The sequence below is a fragment of the Streptomyces sp. NPDC045967 genome (assembly GCF_056430495.1).
Window position 1 is genome coordinate 249,195 of the sequence record NZ_JBWKLE010000005.1, and the last position, 17,698, is coordinate 266,892.

The following is a 17,698-nucleotide window of genomic DNA, read 5'->3' on the forward strand; positions in this document are numbered from 1 at the left end:
TTTTTTTTCACCCCTTCCGGGAGCCCCCTTCCAAGGGGGGGGGGGGGGGTGGGGAGGGGGGGGGGGGGGAGGAGGGGGGGGGGGGGGGGGGGGCCCCCCCCCCCCCCCCGCCGCTCTATGCCGGGAACCTGCGGTCCACCCAGCGGAACGTGCACTCGATCAGGACCCCGGCGACCGCGGCGAGGGCGACCGCGGTCCACGGCATCGTCACGCCCTGGAGCCGGAGCTGGAAGAAGTCCTGGAGCCACGGCACGACCAGGACGATCAGGAAGGCGCCGCCCATCGCGCCGACCAGGACCACCCGCCACCACGTGTACGGGCGGGCGATGATCGCCAGGACCCACATCGAGGTGAGGAACAGGGTCAGGGTGGCCGCGCTCGTCTCGGACATCAGGGCGTCGGGGCCGGTGTAGTGGGCGCGGGCGATCACGTACGTCGCGAAGGTGGCCGTCGCCGCGAGCACGCCGCCGGGGACGGCGTAGCGCATCACGCGCTGCACGAAGTGCGGCTTCGCGCGCTCCTTGTTCGGGGCGAGCGCCAGGAAGAAGGCCGGGATGCCGATGGTGAGGGTGGACAGCAGGGTGAGGTGGCGGGGCAGGAAGGGGTACTCGACCTGGGAGCAGACGACCAGGATCGCGAGGAGCACCGAGTAGACCGTCTTCGTCAGGAAGAGGGTCGCGACGCGGGTGATGTTGCCGATGACCCGGCGGCCCTCCGCGACGACCGCGGGCAGGGTCGAGAAGCTGTTGTTGAGCAGCACGATCTGGGCCACGGCCCGGGTGGCCTCGGAGCCGGAGCCCATCGCGACGCCGATGTCGGCGTCCTTGAGGGCGAGCACGTCGTTGACGCCGTCGCCCGTCATGGCGACGGTGTGGCCCCGGGACTGCAGGGCCCCGACCATGTCCCGCTTCTGCTGCGGGGTCACGCGCCCGAAGACGGAGTTGGCGTCGAGGGCCTGCGCCATGCCGGACCGTTCGGTGGGGAGCTCGCGGGCGTCGACGGTGGTGTCGGCGCCGGGGAGGCCCAGCTTGCCGGCGACCGCGCCGACGGAGACGGCGTTGTCACCGGAGATGACCTTGGCGTCGACGTCCTGGTCCCGGAAGTAGCGCAGGGTCTCGGCGGCGTCGGGGCGCAGCCGCTGCTCGAGGACGACGAGGGCGGTCGGCCGGACGCCGGCGGCCACGGCCGCGTCGTCGAGCTCGCGGGCCGTACGGGCCAGCAGCAGGACGCGCAGGCCCTGTTCGTTGAGGCCGTCGGTCTCGTCGAGGGCGGGGTCGCCGGCGGGGAGCAGGACGTCGGGGGCGCCCAGCAGCCAGGTGCTGCTCTCGCCGTCGTCCTCGCTGAAGCTGGCGCCGCAGTACTTGCGCGCGGAGGAGAACGGCAGGGACTCGGTGCAGCGCCATTCCGCGCTGTCGGGGTAGGCGTCGATGATCGCCTGGAGGCTGGCGTTGGGGCGCGGGTCGGATTCGCCGAGGGCGCCGAGCACCTTCTTGACGTACGAGGGTTCCGCGCCGCCGAGCGGGCGCAGCTCGGTGACGTCCATGCCGCCCTCGGTGAGGGTGCCGGTCTTGTCGAGGCAGACCACGTCGACGCGGGCGAGCCCCTCGATGGCGGGCAGCTCCTGGACCAGGCACTGCTTGCGGCCGAGGCGGATGACGCCGATGGCGAAGGCCACGGAGGTGAGGAGGACCAGGCCCTCGGGGATCATCGGGACGATGCCCCCGACGGTGCGGGCGATGGAGTCCTTGAGGTTGTTGTCCTTGACGACCAGCTGACTGATGACCAGGCCGATGGAGGTCGGGATCATCATCCAGGTGACGTACTTGAGGATGGTGGAGATGCCGGAGCGCAGCTCGGAGTGGACGAGGGTGAAGCGGGACGCCTCTTCGGCCAGCTGCGCGGCGTAGGCCTCGCGGCCGACCTTGGTCGCGGTGAAGGCGCCGCCGCCGGCGACGACGAAGGAGCCGGACATGACCTGGTCGCCGGGCTTCTTCAGGACGGGGTCGGCCTCGCCGGTGAGGAGGGACTCGTCGATCTCCAGGCCCTCGGCCTCGCCGACGGCCCCGTCGACGACGACCTTGTCACCGGGCCCGAGTTCGATGACGTCGCCGAGGACGATCTCGGAGGTGGAGATCTCGGCGGTCCTTCCGTCGCGCCGGACGCCCGGTCTGGCCTCGCCGATCACGGCCAGGCTGTCGAGGGTCTTCTTGGCGCGCAGTTCCTGGACGATGCCGATGCCGGTGTTCGCGAGGATCACGAAGCCGAAGAGGCTGTCCTGGATCGGCGCGACGACCAGCATGATCACCCAGAGCACGCCGATGATCGCGTTGAAGCGGGTGAAGACGTTGGCGCGGACGATGTCGGCGGTGGAGCGGCTGCTGCGGACGGGGACGTCGTTGACGTCCCCGCGCGCCACCCGTTCCGCGACCTCGGTGGTGCTCAGGCCGCCGGGCCGGAACCGGGGGGCGGGCGGGCGCACCGGGTGGACGGGGTCGGGTTCGGCCCCCGCGTCGATGGCGCCGCCGGGCGGCTCCGGCCCGTCCTGCTCGATCTTCGCCCGCTGCGTCATGCTTCCGACGGTAAAGGCGGTGCGAACGGTTCACCCGCCGAGAAGCCCGAAGATCCGACTTCGGGATGACCGCGATCCTCCCCTGGTCCCCCCTCGCGCCGGGCCCGCCGCGGCCGGGACTTCGCTGACGGGGGGTGTCAGTGGACCGGCCCTACCGTCCGGGCCATGGACCTCATCGTGGAACTGCGGCAGTACACCCTGCGCCCCGGAGCCCGGGACACGCTGATCGGGCTCTTCGAGCGGGAGTTCGTCACCGGGCAGGAGGCGGCCGGGATCGTCCTGGGCGGCCGGTTCCGGGACCTGGACGACCCGGACCGCTTCGTGTGGCTGCGCGCCTTCCCCGACATGGCGGCGCGCGAGCGGGCGCTCCACGCCTTCTACGGCGGTCCCGTCTGGCGGGCCCACCGGGAGGCGGCGAACGCCACCATGCTGGACTCGGACGACGTGCTCCTGCTGCGCGGGCCGGGCTTCGTCCCGCCGGACACGGGGGCGCGGCCCGCCCCGCCGATCGCGCTGACCGTCTGCCACCCGGTGGACGCGCGCGCGTTCGCCCGGCACTTCGAGCGGCGGCTGCGGCCCGCGCTCACCGCGGCCGGATCGGCTCCGCTCGCCGTGCACCGCTCCGAGCATGCGCCGAACACCTTCCCGGCGCTGCCGGTGCGTACCGGGGAGGAGGTGCTGCTGTGGTTCACGGTCGGCGAGGCGGGACCGCTGCCGGATCTCTCGGCCCACCTGCACGCGGAGCCGCGGCGGCTGCGGCTGGAGCCCGTCCGGTGACCCCGGGCCCCTCGCGGGCGTTTTCGGCTGCGGGTCAGGCGGGGTCCGGCCGGTCACCGGGACCGGCCGGGGCGGCGGCGGCCGCGGCCGCCGCGGCGTGCCGCTTGAGCGCGGCGTCGCGGCCGCGGACGTACCAGATGCCGATCAGGCCGAGGAAGCCGCCGGCCGCGCAGGTCCAGACCCACCACAGCATGCCGCGGTCGGAGAACCAGCCGTAGAAGGGGAGCTGGACGACGAAGAGGGCGAACCAGAGGATCGTGCCGCCGGTGACGGTGGCGACGACCGGACCCTCAAGGGGCTCGGGCGCCTCGTGCTTCGGAGTCCATTTCGCCATGCGGCCAAGTCTAGGCGCGCGCCGGCCGGGGGCGGGACCGGCGGGCCCTCGGCCGGGATTCGTCCGGCCCACGTTCGGTCTACGCGCGGAGATGGACGGTCCTTTGTTCATGTGTTCATACTGAAACGGTTTGGGCGTGGCCCATTTTCTTCGTATGAACCACCCAATGAGGACCGTATGAGCACCCCTGCCCCGGCCCCCGCCCCCGCATCCGGCGCCCCGGAACCCGGCTCCCGGGAGCCCTCGGCCCTCGACCGCCACTTCCGCGTGACCGAGCGCGGCTCCACCCTCGCCCGCGAGGTCCGCGGCGGCTTCGCCACCTTCTTCGCGATGGCCTACATCATCGTGCTGAACCCGATCATCCTGGGCAGCGCGAAAGACATGTACGGCCACCAGCTCGACGGCGGCCAGCTCGTCACGGCCACGGTGCTGACGGCCGCGTTCTCCACGCTCCTCATGGGCGTCATCGGCAACGTCCCGATCGCGCTGGCCGCCGGGCTCGGCGTCAACACCGTCGTGGCCCTCCAGCTCGCCCCCCGCATGAGCTGGGCCGACGCCATGGGCATGGTCGTGCTGGCCGGGTTCGTGGTGATGCTGCTGGTCGCCACCGGCCTGCGCGAGCGCGTGATGAACGCCGTCCCGCTGGGGCTGCGCAAGGGCATCGCCATCGGCATCGGCCTGTTCATCATGCTGATCGGCCTGGTCGACTCGGGCTTCGTCACCCGCATCCCCGACGCCGCGCACACCACCGTCCCGCTCCAGCTCGGCACCGGCGGCCACCTGCTCGGCTGGCCCGTCCTGGTCTTCGTCGTGGGCGTGCTGCTCACCCTCGCCCTGCTGATCCGCAGGACGCCGGGCGCGATCCTGATCTCCATCGTCGCGATGACGCTCGTCGCGGTCGCCGTCCAGCTCTTGGCCGGGCTGCCGGACGAGGCGTGGGGCCTGACCGTCCCCGCCTGGCCGGGCAACCCGGTGGCCGCCCCCGACTTCGGGCTCGTCGGCCAGGTCAGCCTGTTCGGCGGCTTCGAGAAGGTCGGCGTGCTGACCGGCGTGCTGTTCGTCTTCACCGTGCTGCTGTCCTGCTTCTTCGACGCGATGGGCACGATCCTCGGCGTCGGCGACGAGGCGAAGCTCATCGACAAGGAGACCGGCGAGTTCCCCGGGATCAACCGGGTGCTGCTGATCGACGGCCTGGCGGTCGCCTCGGGCGGCGCGACCTCCTCCTCCGCCACCACCTGCTTCGTGGAGTCCACGGCCGGGGTCGGCGAGGGTGCCCGTACCGGCCTGGCGAACGTCGTGACCGGCGGCCTGTTCACCGTGGCGCTGTTCCTGACCCCGCTCGCGACGATGGTCCCGTCCCAGGCGGCCACCCCCGCCCTGGTGGCGGTCGGCTTCCTGATCCTGGCCGGCTCGGTCAAGGACATCGACTGGAGCGACTTCACCATCGCCATTCCGGCCTTCCTGGCCATGGTGATGATGCCCTTCACCTACTCGATCACCAACGGCATCGGCATCGGCTTCGTGAGCTTCTGCGTCCTGCGGGCCGCGGCCGGACGGGGCCGCGAGGTGCCCGTGGCCATGTACGTGGTGGCGGCGGTGTTCGTCTTCTACTACGCGATGCCCGCCCTCGGCCTCACGTGAGCCCGTAGAACTTCTCCGTCTCGTCGACGGCCGCCTTGAAGCGCTCGTCGAAGTCGTCGCGAATGAGCGTCCGGACCACATAGTCCTGGACGCTCATTCCGCGTTTGGCGGCATGAGTACGGAGCCGGTCGAGGAGCTCCCCGTCTATGCGCATGCTCAGCACATGTGTCCCCATGCCGAAAGAGTCGGGGGGCGGGTATGGACGCGTGTCGTTTTCGGCCGTCTGCTCACCCGTACGAGTGACGACCGAAAAAGTTTTCCTTAGACAGGGTAATGAGTTATTCTAAGGACATGCGTGACCTTTCCCATGGCGACGATGCTGCCGCCGTGAACGACCTCCGCTCCGCCGTCATGCGGCTGGGCCGGCGCCTGAAGCACCAGCGCGTCGACGAATCGCTGAGCCCCACCGAGATGTCGGTGCTCGGCACCCTCGCCCGCTGCGGCCAGGCCACTCCGGGCGAGCTGGCCCGGCGGGAGCACGTCCAGCCGCCCTCGATGACGCGCATCGTCGCGTTGCTGGAGGCCAAAGGACTGGTCACGCTGGAACCGCACCCCGACGACCGCCGCCAGAAGGTCGTCCGCCAGACGGAGGAGGCCGAAGCGATGCTCGAGGAGAGCCGCCGCAAGCGCAACGCCTTCCTGGCGGGGCTCGCGGCCGAGCTGACCGAGGACGAGTGGGCCAAGCTGCGCGAGGCCGCGCCCGTCCTGGAGAAGCTCGCGCACCTGTAGGAACGACGCCAGGAGGCGAACGCTTTTGAGTACGGGAAACGGAGCAGACTCCGCACCCGGCCACATATCCACCCACGACACCACCACCCCCGCGGGCAAGAACTCCATGTTCAGCTCGCTGCGCATCCGCAACTACCGGCTCTTCGCCACCGGCCAGGCCGTGTCGAACACCGGCACCTGGATGCAGCGGATCGCCCAGGACTGGCTGGTCCTCTCCCTGACCGGCTCGGCCTCCGCCGTCGGCATCACCATCGCCCTGCAGTTCCTGCCGATGCTGGTGTTCGGCCTCTACGGAGGCGTACTCGCCGACCGGCTGCCCAAGCGGCGGCTGCTCCTCGTCACGCAGAGCGCCATGGGCCTGACCGGCATCGCGCTGGCCGTGCTCACCCTGGCGGGTCACGTCCAGGTCTGGCACGTCTACCTGGCGGCCTTCCTGCTCGGCCTGGTGACCGTCCTCGACAACCCGGCGCGGCAGACCTTCGTCCCCGAGATGGTCGGCAAGGACCAGCTCGCCAACGCCGTCAGTCTGAATTCGGCCAACTTCCAGTCCGCGCGGCTGGTCGGTCCCGCCATCGCCGGTGTGCTGATCACCGCGTTCGGCTCCGGCTGGGCCTTCCTGCTGAACGGCCTGTCCTTCGCGGCGCCCGTCGCCGGCCTGCTGATGATGCGCACGCAGGAACTGCACCCTGTCGCGCCGCGGCCCCGCGCCAAGGGGCAGCTCCGCGAAGGACTGCGGTACGTCGCCGGCCGCCCGGAACTGGTCTGGCCGATCGTCCTCGTCGGCTTCATCGGCACCTTCGGGTTCAACTTCCCGATCTGGCTGTCGGCGTACGTGAGCACCGTGTTCCACGGCGACGCGGGCACCTACGGCCTCTTCAACACCCTGATCGCGGTCGGCTCCCTCGCGGGTGCGCTGCTCGCCGCCCGGCGCGGGCACTCCCGCCTGCGGCTGCTGGTGGCGGCGGCCGTGCTGTTCTCGGTCCTGCTGACCGCGACCGCCTTCGCGCCCGGCTTCTGGCTGTTCGCGGCGCTGCTCGTACCGATCGGCGTCTTCGGGCTCACGGTCAACGTGACGGCGAACTCCAGCGTCCAGATGGCGACCGATCCCGGCATGCGCGGGCGGGTCATGGCCCTGTACATGATGGTCTTCACCGGCGGCACACCGCTGGGCGCGCCGCTGCTCGGCTGGATCACGGACAGCTACGGGGCGCGGATCGGGATGGCCGCGGGCGGCGTGATCTCGCTGCTCGCCTCGGTCGCGGTCGCGGTGGTCCTGGCCCGTGTCGGCAACCTCCGGCTGACCGTGACCCGCCACGGCGTGGCCTTCGTCCGGGCGACGCGCGAGCGCGAGCTGGTGGCGGCGGCCTGACCCGGCCGCCGCGGCTCCCGCCCCCTGCCGGGACCGGACCGGGATCCCCCGATGCGGTGAACCGTTCGGGTCGCAGCGTTAGGCTCCGCGCATGAGACTGTTCGCCGCCGTGCTGCCCCCGGACGCGGCCGTCGCCGAGTTGGCCGAGGCCGTGCGGCCGCTGCGGGACGACCGGCTGACCTGGACCGGCGAGGCCGGCTGGCACTTCACCCTCGCCTTCATGGGCGAGGTGCGGGAGGAGCTGCTCCCCGACCTGCGCGCCCGCCTGGCCCGCGCCGCGCACCGCACCGCGCCGTTCCGGCTGCGCCTGCACGGCGCCGGCCACTTCGGCGAGCGCGCGCTGTGGGTCGGCGCCGCCGGGGACCTCGACACGATGCGGCTGCTGGCGGAGCGGGCCGACGCGGCCGCCCGGCGGGCCGGGGTGCCCATGGAGCAGCACCGCCGCTACACCCCGCACCTCACCGTGGGCCGCTCCCGCGACGGTGGATCGCTGCGGACGTACCTCGACGCCCTCGCCGCGTTCGAGGGCGCGCCGTGGCAGGTCGGCGCCGTGAGCCTGGTGCGCAGCAACCTGCCGGCGGGCGGGGTCCCGGGCGAGCAGCCCCGCTACGAGACCGTCGAAACCTGGCCGCTCACCGGCTGAGCCCGGCCCCGGTCGCCGCGACGAACGACACGGGCCGGCAGTGGCCCCTGCCGCCCCGCCCTCCCCGGCACAGCCCCTGCGTCCGCGATGCGGGGGCTGCCGCGTTACGCTCGACGGGTGGATCCCAAGACCAGAAACCGTGTCATGGCCGGTGTGCTCGTGCTGATGTTCGTCGTCGTCGCCGTCGCGGCCGCCGTGGGGCAGTAGGGCGCGCCCTTGCTTCGAGTGGACTCGAAGCAGTTGGCTTGGGGCCCATGAAGTACACGCAGCTCGGACGCACCGGACTCAAGGTCAGCCGACTCGTTCTCGGCACGATGAACTTCGGTCCGCAGACAGACGAACCCACCAGTCACCGCATCCTGGACGGCGCCCTCGCCGCAGGACTGAATTTCGTCGACACCGCCAACGTCTACGGGTGGGGCGAGAACAAGGGCCGCACCGAGGAGATCATCGGCACCTGGTTCGCCCAGGGCGGCGGCCGCCGGGACAAGACCGTCCTCGCCACCAAGGTCTACGGGAACATGGCCGGGGACGGCGACCCGTGGCCCAACCACGACCGGCTGTCGGCGCTGAACATCCGGCGGGCCGTCGAGGCGAGCCTGAAGCGGCTCCAGACCGACTACATCGACCTCTACCAGTTCCACCACATCGACCGCCGGACCCCCTTCGAGGAGATCTGGCAGGCCGTCGACGTCCTGATCCAGCAGGGCAAGATCCTTTACGCGGGCTCTTCCAACTTCCCCGGATACAAGATCGCCCAGGCCAACGAGACCGCCGCCCGGCGCGGCACGGTCGGGCTCGTCAGCGAGCAGTGCCTCTACAACCTCGCCGAACGACGCGCCGAGATGGAGGTCATCCCGGCGGCCCAGGAGTACGGGCTCGGGGTCATCCCGTGGTCGCCGCTGCACGGCGGCCTCCTGGGCGGGGTGATCAAGAAGGAGGTCGAGGGCGGCCGCCGCGCCTCCGGGCGGTCGGCGGACGCACTGGCCAGCACGGCGGTACGGGCGCAGGTGCAGGCGTACGAGGACCTGCTCGACAAGCACGGTCTGGAACCCGGCGAGACGGCGCTGGCCTGGCTGCTGACCCGGCCCGGGGTGACCGGCCCGATCGTCGGCCCGCGCACGGCCGAGCAGCTGGACAGCGCGCTGCGGGCGCTGGAGCTGGAGCTGGGCGAGGAGGTGCTGGCGGCCTTGGACGAGATCTTCCCCGGCCCCGGACCATCCCCCGAGGCCTTCGCCTGGTGAGCACCCGGTCCGCCGGGCCCGGGGCGCCCGGACCCGGCGGAGGGTGTCAGTCCCGCGGCCGGTAAGGGCCGCCGATGCCCCAGGCCTGGTGCAGGGCCGCCGCGAACTCACCCGCCAGGCGGTGCTCGCCCGAGGCGTTGGGGTGGGTCCCGTCGTAGGTGTCGCGGTGGATGTCGTACCCGGCCGGGCGGGCACCCAGCAGGATCGGCGAGGAGGCGGTGGTCAGGTCGGCCACCGCCTTCGCCAACAGCTCGTTGAAGCGGTCGACCTCGGCCGCGAAGGGGGCGTCCTCCTCGGCGCGGATGTTCGGGATCACCGGCAGCAGCACCATGCGGATGCCCGGGCGGGCCCGGCGGGCGGCGTCGACGAACCGCCGGACGTTGGCGGCGGTCTCCTCGGCGCCGGTGTAGAAGCCGAGGTCGATCAGGCCGAGGGAGACCAGCAGGACGTCGGCCCGGGCGGCGCGCGCGGCCGGCCCGACCAGCGGGGCCATGTGCTGCCAGCCCTCGCCCCAGCCCGCGAGGTGGCGGCGGGCGTCGGGCGGGAATTCCGGATCGGCGTAGGAATGGCTGGCGGGGGCGTCCGCGGCGGCGTCGTACAGCCCGCTGCGCGGGCCGACGATCTCGTACGGGCCGCCGGGGGCGGAGCCCAGGTGCTGCCACATCCGGTAGCGCCAGGTGTAGTCGCCGGCGCGTCCGATGGTCATGGAGTCGCCGACGAACATGAAACGCATCCGGTCATCATCGCGGATCACCCGACCCGGTCCCCTGTGATGCGCGACACGCCCGGCGGGCTGAGAGGGTGGGGGTCATGCGCCTGCTGCCGTTGCCGTCCGCCACCGCCGCCCTGGTCCTCGCCCTGCTGCCGCCGTCGTCCGCGTCGGCCGCCGGGGCGGAGGGGCCCCCGGCGTCCTCCTTCACCATCGCCGATCCCCGCATCAAGGAGTCGAGCGGCCTGGCGGCGAGCCGGATCCACCCCGGCGTGTACTGGACGCACAACGACAGCGACGACGGCCCGTACGTCTACGCGGTGGACTCGGCGACCGGCAGGACGGTGGCGCGGGTCACGCTCACGGGCATCGGACGGCCGCGGGACGTCGAGGCGGTCTCGCTGGGGCCGGACGGGCAGCTGTACGTCGGTGACATCGGGGACAACAGGGACGGCACCTGGGACCACGTCTGGATCTACCGGTTCCCCGAGCCGAAGCAGTTGGGCGATGTCACGGCCAAGGCCGCGCAGTTCACCGTGCGGTACGCGGACGGGCCGCGCAACGCCGAGGCGCTGATGGTGCATCCGGTGACCGGCCGGGTGTACATCGCGAGCAAGAACGAGACCACCGGCGGGCTGTACGAGGGCCCGGAACGGCTGTCCGGGAGCGGACCGAACGTGTTCCGGCGGGTCGCGGACGTGCCGTGGGTCACGGACGGGGCGTTCTCCCCCGACGGGGGCCGGCTGACCCTGCGCGGGTACTTCACGGCCCGTACCTACGACTGGCGGGAGGGGCGGCCGCAGGGCGAGGGCGAGCGGGTGGACGCTCCGTGGCAGGGGCAGGCGGAGTCGGTGACGTACGCGGCGGACGGATCGGCGCTGATGTTCGGGGCGGAGGGCGAGTCCAGCCGCGTCATCGCGGTCCCGCTGGCCGGGGCGCCCGGCGGCCCGTCGGCGACGCCGCCGCCGGGCTCCCCGCCGGACGCGGCCACCGCCACCGACCCGCCGGGCGGCTTCGGCAAGGGCGCGCTGGTCCTCGCCGGCGCCCTGGCTTTGGCCTTCGCGGCGAAGCGGGTACTGCGCCGGCGCCCGAAGTAGGACCGGGCCCGACGCGGGCCGGGCGGGCCTTCGACGGCAGGACCTAGTGCTGTGACCGGAAAGGTTCACCGCGACCCGGCAAACCTTTCCGGCCACAGCCCTAGGAGTGGCCCAGGTCCGCGGCGGGGAGGTCGGCCGTGGGGACCGAGCCGGTGTCGGCGGAGGGGCGGAGCGGGAACGCGTCGGTCGCCATCGAGTCGAGCACCGGCGGGGCCGGCCGCGGCGGCGCCGGCATGACCGCGGCCTCGGAGTGCCCGCCGCAGCCGTACGAGAGCGAGACCAGCCGGCCGTCGGCCGGGCTGAACTCGTTGGCGCAGACACCGAAGGCCTGGCCCAGCGAGCCGCCGATCGCGACCAGGAAGCCGCAGGAGACGCAGGAGGCGGGCGCGGCCTGCGCCATCGGGGTCTTCGCGCCGAACGACTCGTCCCAGCGGTCGGCCGCGCTGTGCAGCCCGTACCGCGACAGGACCCGGGCGCGGCGCATGCCCAGTTCCTCGGCCACCGACGTGATGGACCCGCGGACCGGGACCACCGCCCGGTCGGTGACGTCCGCGTCCTCCGCCTCGACCAGCTCGGCCATCTCGGCGGAGACCAGCGAGTTCGGCGGCGGCGCGTCCTCGCCGGTCCAGCCCGGCTCCAGCCGCAGGTCCTCGGCGTCGGTGGGCAGCAGGTCGCCCGGGCCCATGTCGCCGGGCCGCAGCCGCTCGCTCCACGGCACCCACTCGGGGGCCAGCAGCGCGTCCTCTCCGGGGAGAAGCACCGTTTCGTCGAGGGTGACGTTCTTGGCGCGGGAGGCCCGGGTCACGGTGACGGCCCAGCGCCAACCTCGGTAGCCCGGCTCCTTGGCCTCGAAGAAGTGGGTGACGACCCGGTCGCCCTCCGCCACGGCGGAGACGTGCTCGCCCACCACACCGGGGTAGGCGGCCTCCTCGGCGGCAGCGCGGGCGAGGTCTACCGCCTCGACGCACAGGCGGTCGGGGGTACGCGGGGTACGGCTTCGCGTCGTCGCAGCACTCACTGGTCTCGTTCTCTCCTACGCCGTCTCACGAGTGCGCCGTCCGTACTGTCGTCCACAACGACCCGTCGGTCCTGTCCGTACGTGGCGCGGGCGGAGCGGACCAGAGGGCCGCGTCGACGTCCGCACCCGATCGGACTCCGGGCGCACCTTTATGCGATCCATTCTGCGGGATCGCGAAGAGGCGCGCGGCCAAGAGCAACCGCCGGTGGCGCGCTACGCACGCTACCTCCTTCGACGCCCCGGGCCCACATGCAAGGTCCGATTCGCGAGAAGGCCGTGCGGTGGACGGCCTCCGCGACACGCCGGGGAGGGTCGGGGAGGGCGCCGTGGGGCACTATGGCCTGATGGCACCCGTACGGTCGTCCCGCGACGGCTCGGGACCGGCCAGGCGGGCCGGCCGGGCCCTGGGGCGTGCGCTGCACCTGCCCTTCACCGGTACGGCCCGCGGCATCCGGCGGGCCACGCACGCGCACGGGGCCGGCGAGTCGGGGCTCGGCAGGTTGATCGAGCTGCACGCCATCAACGGCGCCGGCGACATGATGATCACGGTGGCGCTGGCCTCGACGGTCTTCTTCTCCGTCCCCACGGACGAGGCGCGCGGCCGGGTAGCCCTGTACCTGGCGATCACCATGGCCCCCTTCACCCTGCTGGCTCCGGTGATCGGGCCGCTGCTGGACCGGCTGCCGCACGGTCGCCGGGCCTCGATGGCGGCCGCGATGCTGGCGCGTGCGCTGCTGGCGCTGACGATGTCGGGCGCGGTGGCGACGGGCGGGCTGGAGCTGTATCCGGCGGCACTGGGCGTGCTGGTCGCCTCGAAGGCGTACGGAGTGGTGCGCAGCGCGGTGGTGCCCAGACTGCTGCCGGCGGGGTTCTCGCTGGTCAAGGCGAACTCCCGGGTCACGCTGGCCGGGCTGCTGGCCACCGGCGTGGCGGCCCCGGCGGGCGCCGGGCTGCACCAGATCGGGCCGCAGTGGCCGCTGTACGGGGCCTGCGCGATCTTCGTGTGGGGCACGGTCGCGGCGTTCACGCTGCCGCACAAGGTGGACGAGGCCCGGGGCGAGCGGCGCGCCCGGCTGTCCACGCACGAGGCGCACTCGCGCCGGCCGGGGCTGCGGACGGTCAGCCGGTCGGTCCTGTGCGGGCTGCTGGCGAACGCGTCGATGCGCGCGCTGTCCGGGTTCCTGATCTTCTTCCTGGCGTTCCTGTTGCGCGAGCACCCCCTGGCGGGGCAGAGCGCGGCGGTGTCCCTGGGCATCGTGGGCGTGTCGGCGGGCGTCGGGAACGCGTGCGGCACGGCGGTCGGGGCGTGGTTGCGGGCGAGGGCGCCGGAGGTGATCGTCGCGGCGGTGTTGTGCCTGACCCTGGGCGTCGCCGTGCTGGCGGCCGTCTTCTTCAGCGGGCTGTTCATGGCGGTGCTGGGCGCGACGGCGGGCTTCTGCCAGGCGCTGGCGAAGCTGTCGCTGGACGCGATGATCCAGCGGGACGTGCCGGAGGCCGTACGGACCTCCGCCTTCGCCCGTTCGGAGACGCTGCTCCAGATGGCGTGGGTACTGGGCGGCGCGATCGGGATCGCGCTGCCGCTGAACGGGGTACTGGGCATGTCCGTCGCGGCGGCCGTGGTCGCCCTCGGCGCGACCATGGCCCTGCGCGGCCTCATGGACGCCCCCCGCCACCACCCGGAGCCCTCCCGCCCCCGGGTCGCGTAGCGGCGGCGCGTCTCCTCGGCCCCGGGGTGGCCTCGGCGCGCCGCACCCCGGCGGGGGTGCGGGGCGGCGGCCCGTGCCCGCCCGGCTACCGCCCGGCTCCCGCCGCGGCGCGCCGCGGGCCGGGGGACCCCGTGCAGCGGTGCAGCCCAGCGGCCCGATAGCCTTCGGCTCATGACCGCACCGCTTTTCTCGGGTAGGGCCCGCCGCAGCGTCGCGGCCCTCGGAGCCGTGTCCGCCGGCCTCCTCCTCCTCTCCGCCTGCGACAAGCCGACACCGCTGGCGACCGTGACGGTCGGCACCTCGTCGGTATCCGCCGAAGCCGCCTGCCACGAAGGCTCCGAGCCGCTGTCCATGGACAAGGTCCAGGACTGCCTCACGAACCTGAAGGCCGCCAAGACCGTCGAGTACGCCCGGGGCGACACGCTGCGCCTCGGTGTCGAGCCGGAGGTCGTCGAGGACGGCAGGAAGTGGCAGGCGGTCCTGGACGGGCAGCCCATCACCGAGCCCTCCTCGAACACCTACCGCAGCTTCCCGGGCGCCGACGTCTTCGCGACCGGCGGCCAGGGCGAGGCCCCGGCCTCGAAGAAGCTCGCCTTCGTCCAGGTCGGCGAGGACGGCAAGCCGCTGTCCGTGTGGACCTTCAACCTCAAGCTCAAGTAACCGGGCGGTACCGGTGCGCGCGCTCGTCGTGACCGCGGTGGCGGCGGAGGCAGACTCCGTCACCACCGGGCTGACCCCTCATCCGGACGCCTTCGGTCCGGAGCCGCGCACCCTCCCCGGGGGGTACCTCCTCGCCCGCCGGGACCTCCCCGGCATCGCCTTCGACGTGCTCGTTGCGGGCGTCGGACCGGCGGCGGCCGCCGTCGGCACCGCCACCGCCCTGGCCCTCGGCCCGTACGCGCTCGTCGTCTCGGCCGGTATCGGCGGCGGGTTCGCGCCCGCCGCCCCGCCCGGCTCGCTCGTCGTCGCGGACGCGATCGTCGCCGCCGACCTGGGTGCCGAGACGCCCGACGGCTTCGTGGACGTGGCGGCGCTCGGCTTCGGGCGCACCGTGCACCTGCCGCCCGCCGAACTCGCCGCGCGCGCCGCCGAGGCCACCGGGGCGCTGCTCGCTCCCGTACTGACCGTCTCCACCGTCACCGGCAGCGCCGCCCGGGCCGCCGAGCTGGCCGCCCGGCATCCGATGGCCGGGGCCGAGGCCATGGAGGGCTTCGGGGTGGCCGAGGCGGCCGCCGCCCACGGGCTGCCCGTCCTGGAGATCCGCGCCGTGTCCAACGCCGTGGGCCCGCGCGACCGTGCCGCCTGGCGGATCGGGGACGCCCTCGCCGCCCTTGCCGACGGCTTCCGCTCGCTGGGACCCGTACTCGCGAACTGGGGAGAACGCCATGAGCACCGGTGAACCGCTGAAGATCGCCTACTCGCCCTGCCCGAACGACACCTTCGTCTTCGACGCCTGGGCGCACGGCCGCGTCCCGGGCGCACCCGCCCTCGACGTCACCTTCGCGGACATCGACCTCACCAACGGCATGGCCGAGCGCGGCGAGCTGGACGTGCTGAAGGTGTCCTACGCCGTGCTGCCCTGGGTGCTGGAGGAGTACGCGCTGCTGCCCTGCGGCGGGGCGCTGGGCCGCGGCTGCGGCCCGCTCGTGCTGGTGCGGGACCCGGGCCCGGCCGCTGGGGCGGGGCCCGACCTGAGCGGGAAGACGGTCGCGGTGCCGAGCGAACGCTCCACCGCCTACCTGCTGTTCCGGCTGTGGGCGGCCGACGTGCTCCCCGCCGGGGTCGGCGAGGTGGTCGTGCTGCCCTTCCACGAGATCATGCCCGCGGTGCGCGACGGCCGGGTGGACGCCGGACTGGTCATCCACGAGGCCCGGTTCACCTATCGGGACTACGGGCTGCACTGCCTGGCCGACATGGGCGAGCACTGGGAGTCCACGACCGGCCTGCCAATCCCGCTCGGTGCGATCATCGCCAAGCGTTCGCTGGGCGAGGCGGCCCTGAAGGGCCTGGCCGAGTCCGCCCGGGCGTCGGTCCGGATGGCGTGGGACGACCCGGAGGTCTCGCGGCCGTACGTGCGGGCCCACGCGCAGGAGCTGGACCCGGCCGTCGCCGACCAGCACATCGGGCTCTACGTCAACGAGTTCACCGCGGACCTCGGCGAAGCCGGCTACGCGGCGGTGCGCGGGCTGCTGACCCGGGCGGCGGCGGAGGGGCTGGTACCGGCCATTCCGCCCGGCGCGCTGGCCTTCCCGTAGCCCTCGGGGCCCGCCCGGGCCGGCGTACGCGCGTGCCCCGCCCCCTCGCGGGGGGACGGGGCACCTGGTGCGTTCGGGCGGGCTCAGACGTCGAGCTGGTCGGCCACCGCGCGGAGCAGGCCGGCGATCTTCGAGCCGTGCACCCTGTCGGGGTAGCGGCCCCGCTCCAGCATCGGCGTGATGTTCTCCAGCAGGGTCGTGAGGTCCTGCACGATCGAGGCGAGCTCGTCGGGCTTGCGGCGCTGGGCTGCCGCGACGGACGGCGTCGGATCCAGGACCGTCACCGAAAGTGCCTGGTCACCGCGCTGTCCGGCGACGACACCGAACTCGACGCGTTGGCCGGGCTTGAGGGAGTCGACCCCGGCAGGGAGCACCGACGAGTGGACGAAGACGTCACCGCCGTCGTCGCGGGAGAGAAAGCCGAAGCCCTTCTCGCTGTTGAACCACTTGACCTTGCCGGTAGGCACGTCCGTCCTCTGTCCTTGTGCTCGTCGGGGTCCGAAGTGCCGTGGAACGGCTCCGGACAACAGTGCAGCGGGTCAACCGTGACCCGCCACCTCCAGGCTAATGGTCGAGGGACGGGTGACAAGACGTTCCCCGGTCCTTCGCCGTCGGCCACTCAGGCCAGGGAACTACCCTGGTGGGGTGACTGTTACTCCTCCCGCAGACGAAGCACGGCCCGGCGACGCCCTGGTGAAGGCCGGCGGCATCGTCTTCATCGTGGGCGCCGTGGCCACGCTCGCGACGATGGCCCCGCTGTTCCTCGACCTCGACCCGTTCCCCTCGTACGCCTGGGCCGTGTGCATGCTGATGGGCGTCGGCTTCGCGATCTCCGCGGCCGGGGTGCTCCGCTCCGCCGCCGCCCAGCGCCGGGCGGCCCGCGCCTCGCAGGCGTAGCCGCGGACCGGCGGGCCGGACCGGTTAGGCGGGCTAGGCGGGCTGGGCGGACTCGGCGGACGGGACCGGCTCGGCGGACCGCGCGGGCCGGGCCTCGACGTACTCCGCGAGCCACTGCGGCAGCGCGGTGAGGTCGGCGAGCACCACGTCGGCGCCCGCCGCCCGCAGTTCCGGCTCCCCGCAGGGGCCGGTCGGCACCACCACGGACAGCGCGCCGGCCGTGCGGGCGCCGCGTACGTCCCCCACGTGGTCGCCGACGTAGACCTGCGCGCCGTACTCGCGCAGCGCCCCCGCCTTGGCCTCCGCCCACAGCCAGCCGATGACGGCGTCCGGCTCCATGCCCAGGTGCGCCAGGTGCAGCCGGGCGTTGGGCTCGTGCTTGGCGGTGACGACGATCGCCCGGCCACCGAGCGCCCGCACGGCCTCGATCGCCTCGCGGGCGCCCGGCATCGCGCGGGTCGGCTCGATCGCGTGGTGGGGGTAGATCGCCCGGTAGCGGTCTGCGACGGCCGCCACCTCGGCCGGCGGGAACCAGTGCGCCAGCTCCTCCTCGAGCGGCGGCCCGAGCCGCGTGACCGCCGCGGCCGCGTCGATGAACGTGCCGGTCTCGGCCGAGAGCGCCTCGTAGGTGGCCTTGATCCCCGGGCGCGAGTCGATGAGCGTCATGTCGAGGTCGAAGCCGACGGTGAGATTCATACCGCCATTCAACC

Annotated in this window: 19 protein-coding genes; 12 read left to right on the plus strand and 7 right to left on the minus strand. The window is 73.1% G+C overall.

Annotated features, from left to right (window positions below; genetic code table 11):
* Nucleotides 1-115 precede the first annotated feature (115 nt).
* On the minus strand, nt 116-2,569 hold the full coding sequence (locus AC07FY_RS13960; RefSeq protein ID WP_479005095.1) for a cation-translocating P-type ATPase: 2,454 nt from the start codon (nt 2,567-2,569) through the stop codon (nt 116-118).
* A 165-nt stretch (nt 2,570-2,734) separates the two neighbouring features.
* Between AC07FY_RS13960 and AC07FY_RS13965 the strand changes: the two genes are divergently transcribed.
* Entirely contained in the window at nt 2,735-3,346 is a 612-nt protein-coding gene (locus tag AC07FY_RS13965) for an NIPSNAP family protein (protein WP_479005097.1), read from the plus strand.
* Between the two features lie 34 nt (nt 3,347-3,380).
* On the opposite strand, the gene AC07FY_RS13970 is transcribed toward AC07FY_RS13965, so the two are convergent.
* Nucleotides 3,381-3,680 (minus strand): DUF2530 domain-containing protein, encoded by a 300-nt coding sequence (locus AC07FY_RS13970; RefSeq protein WP_479005100.1) that lies wholly within the window; start codon nt 3,678-3,680, stop codon nt 3,381-3,383.
* 177 nt (nt 3,681-3,857) lie between these two features.
* Here AC07FY_RS13970 and AC07FY_RS13975 point away from each other — a divergent pair, with 177 nt between their 5' ends.
* Complete coding sequence (locus AC07FY_RS13975) at nt 3,858-5,321, plus strand: NCS2 family permease (RefSeq protein ID WP_479005102.1); 1,464 nt, start codon at nt 3,858-3,860, stop codon at nt 5,319-5,321.
* Here AC07FY_RS13975 and AC07FY_RS13980 read toward each other — a convergent pair.
* The gene (locus AC07FY_RS13980; RefSeq protein ID WP_030156886.1) at nt 5,314-5,496 is read right to left on the minus strand and encodes a hypothetical protein; all 183 of its coding nucleotides are present in this window, start codon (nt 5,494-5,496) and stop codon (nt 5,314-5,316) included. The genes AC07FY_RS13975 and AC07FY_RS13980 overlap by 8 nt on opposite strands.
* 116 nt (nt 5,497-5,612) lie before the next feature.
* On the opposite strand from AC07FY_RS13980, the gene AC07FY_RS13985 reads away from it, so the two are divergent.
* The 4 genes from AC07FY_RS13985 to AC07FY_RS14000 all read left to right on the plus strand — a co-directional run bounded on the left by AC07FY_RS13985 (nt 5,613) and on the right by AC07FY_RS14000 (nt 9,306).
* Nucleotides 5,613-6,050, plus strand: coding sequence for a MarR family winged helix-turn-helix transcriptional regulator (locus AC07FY_RS13985; protein WP_257555006.1), 438 nt, complete (start codon nt 5,613-5,615; stop codon nt 6,048-6,050).
* Nucleotides 6,051-6,075: 25 nt separating this feature from the next.
* Nucleotides 6,076-7,419, plus strand: coding sequence for an MFS transporter (locus tag AC07FY_RS13990; RefSeq protein WP_479005106.1), 1,344 nt, complete (start codon nt 6,076-6,078; stop codon nt 7,417-7,419).
* A gap of 91 nt (nt 7,420-7,510) precedes the next feature.
* Nucleotides 7,511-8,062 (plus strand): RNA 2',3'-cyclic phosphodiesterase, encoded by a 552-nt coding sequence (thpR, locus tag AC07FY_RS13995; RefSeq protein WP_479005109.1) that lies wholly within the window; start codon nt 7,511-7,513, stop codon nt 8,060-8,062.
* A 254-nt stretch (nt 8,063-8,316) separates the two neighbouring features.
* Nucleotides 8,317-9,306 (plus strand): aldo/keto reductase, encoded by a 990-nt coding sequence (locus AC07FY_RS14000; RefSeq protein ID WP_479005111.1) that lies wholly within the window; start codon nt 8,317-8,319, stop codon nt 9,304-9,306.
* Nucleotides 9,307-9,352: 46 nt separating this feature from the next.
* Here AC07FY_RS14000 and AC07FY_RS14005 read toward each other — a convergent pair whose 3' ends face one another.
* A complete protein-coding gene (locus AC07FY_RS14005; RefSeq protein WP_479005114.1) occupies nt 9,353-10,039 on the minus strand; it encodes a GDSL-type esterase/lipase family protein in 687 nt (228 codons plus the stop codon).
* Between the two features lie 77 nt (nt 10,040-10,116).
* Here AC07FY_RS14005 and AC07FY_RS14010 point away from each other — a divergent pair, with 77 nt between their 5' ends.
* The gene (locus AC07FY_RS14010; protein ID WP_479005117.1) at nt 10,117-11,112 is read left to right on the plus strand and encodes a WD40 repeat domain-containing protein; all 996 of its coding nucleotides are present in this window, start codon (nt 10,117-10,119) and stop codon (nt 11,110-11,112) included.
* Between the two features lie 100 nt (nt 11,113-11,212).
* On the opposite strand, the gene AC07FY_RS14015 is transcribed toward AC07FY_RS14010, so the two are convergent.
* On the minus strand, nt 11,213-12,130 hold the full coding sequence (locus tag AC07FY_RS14015) for a DUF3027 domain-containing protein (protein WP_479005119.1): 918 nt from the start codon (nt 12,128-12,130) through the stop codon (nt 11,213-11,215).
* Between the two features lie 344 nt (nt 12,131-12,474).
* Here AC07FY_RS14015 and AC07FY_RS14020 point away from each other — a divergent pair, with 344 nt between their 5' ends.
* The 4 genes from AC07FY_RS14020 to AC07FY_RS14035 all read left to right on the plus strand — a co-directional run bounded on the left by AC07FY_RS14020 (nt 12,475) and on the right by AC07FY_RS14035 (nt 16,091).
* Entirely contained in the window at nt 12,475-13,836 is a 1,362-nt protein-coding gene (locus AC07FY_RS14020) for an MFS transporter (RefSeq protein WP_479005122.1), read from the plus strand.
* 171 nt (nt 13,837-14,007) lie between these two features.
* Nucleotides 14,008-14,496, plus strand: a complete 489-nt coding sequence (locus tag AC07FY_RS14025) for a DUF2771 domain-containing protein (RefSeq protein WP_479005125.1) — start codon at nt 14,008-14,010, stop codon at nt 14,494-14,496.
* A 13-nt stretch (nt 14,497-14,509) separates the two neighbouring features.
* On the plus strand, nt 14,510-15,235 hold the full coding sequence (locus AC07FY_RS14030; RefSeq protein ID WP_479005128.1) for a futalosine hydrolase: 726 nt from the start codon (nt 14,510-14,512) through the stop codon (nt 15,233-15,235).
* The gene (locus tag AC07FY_RS14035) at nt 15,222-16,091 is read left to right on the plus strand and encodes a 1,4-dihydroxy-6-naphthoate synthase (protein WP_479005130.1); all 870 of its coding nucleotides are present in this window, start codon (nt 15,222-15,224) and stop codon (nt 16,089-16,091) included. Before AC07FY_RS14030 ends, AC07FY_RS14035 begins: the two co-directional genes overlap by 14 nt.
* A gap of 83 nt (nt 16,092-16,174) precedes the next feature.
* Here the strand turns inward: AC07FY_RS14035 and AC07FY_RS14040 are convergent, their stop codons facing one another.
* Nucleotides 16,175-16,558 (minus strand): cold-shock protein, encoded by a 384-nt coding sequence (locus tag AC07FY_RS14040; protein ID WP_479005132.1) that lies wholly within the window; start codon nt 16,556-16,558, stop codon nt 16,175-16,177.
* Between the two features lie 178 nt (nt 16,559-16,736).
* Here AC07FY_RS14040 and AC07FY_RS14045 point away from each other — a divergent pair, with 178 nt between their 5' ends.
* Nucleotides 16,737-16,988, plus strand: a complete 252-nt coding sequence (locus tag AC07FY_RS14045) for a hypothetical protein (protein ID WP_362303208.1) — start codon at nt 16,737-16,739, stop codon at nt 16,986-16,988.
* A 33-nt stretch (nt 16,989-17,021) separates the two neighbouring features.
* Here AC07FY_RS14045 and AC07FY_RS14050 read toward each other — a convergent pair whose 3' ends face one another.
* The gene (locus AC07FY_RS14050) at nt 17,022-17,684 is read right to left on the minus strand and encodes an HAD family hydrolase (protein WP_479005136.1); all 663 of its coding nucleotides are present in this window, start codon (nt 17,682-17,684) and stop codon (nt 17,022-17,024) included.
* Nucleotides 17,685-17,698 lie beyond the last annotated feature (14 nt).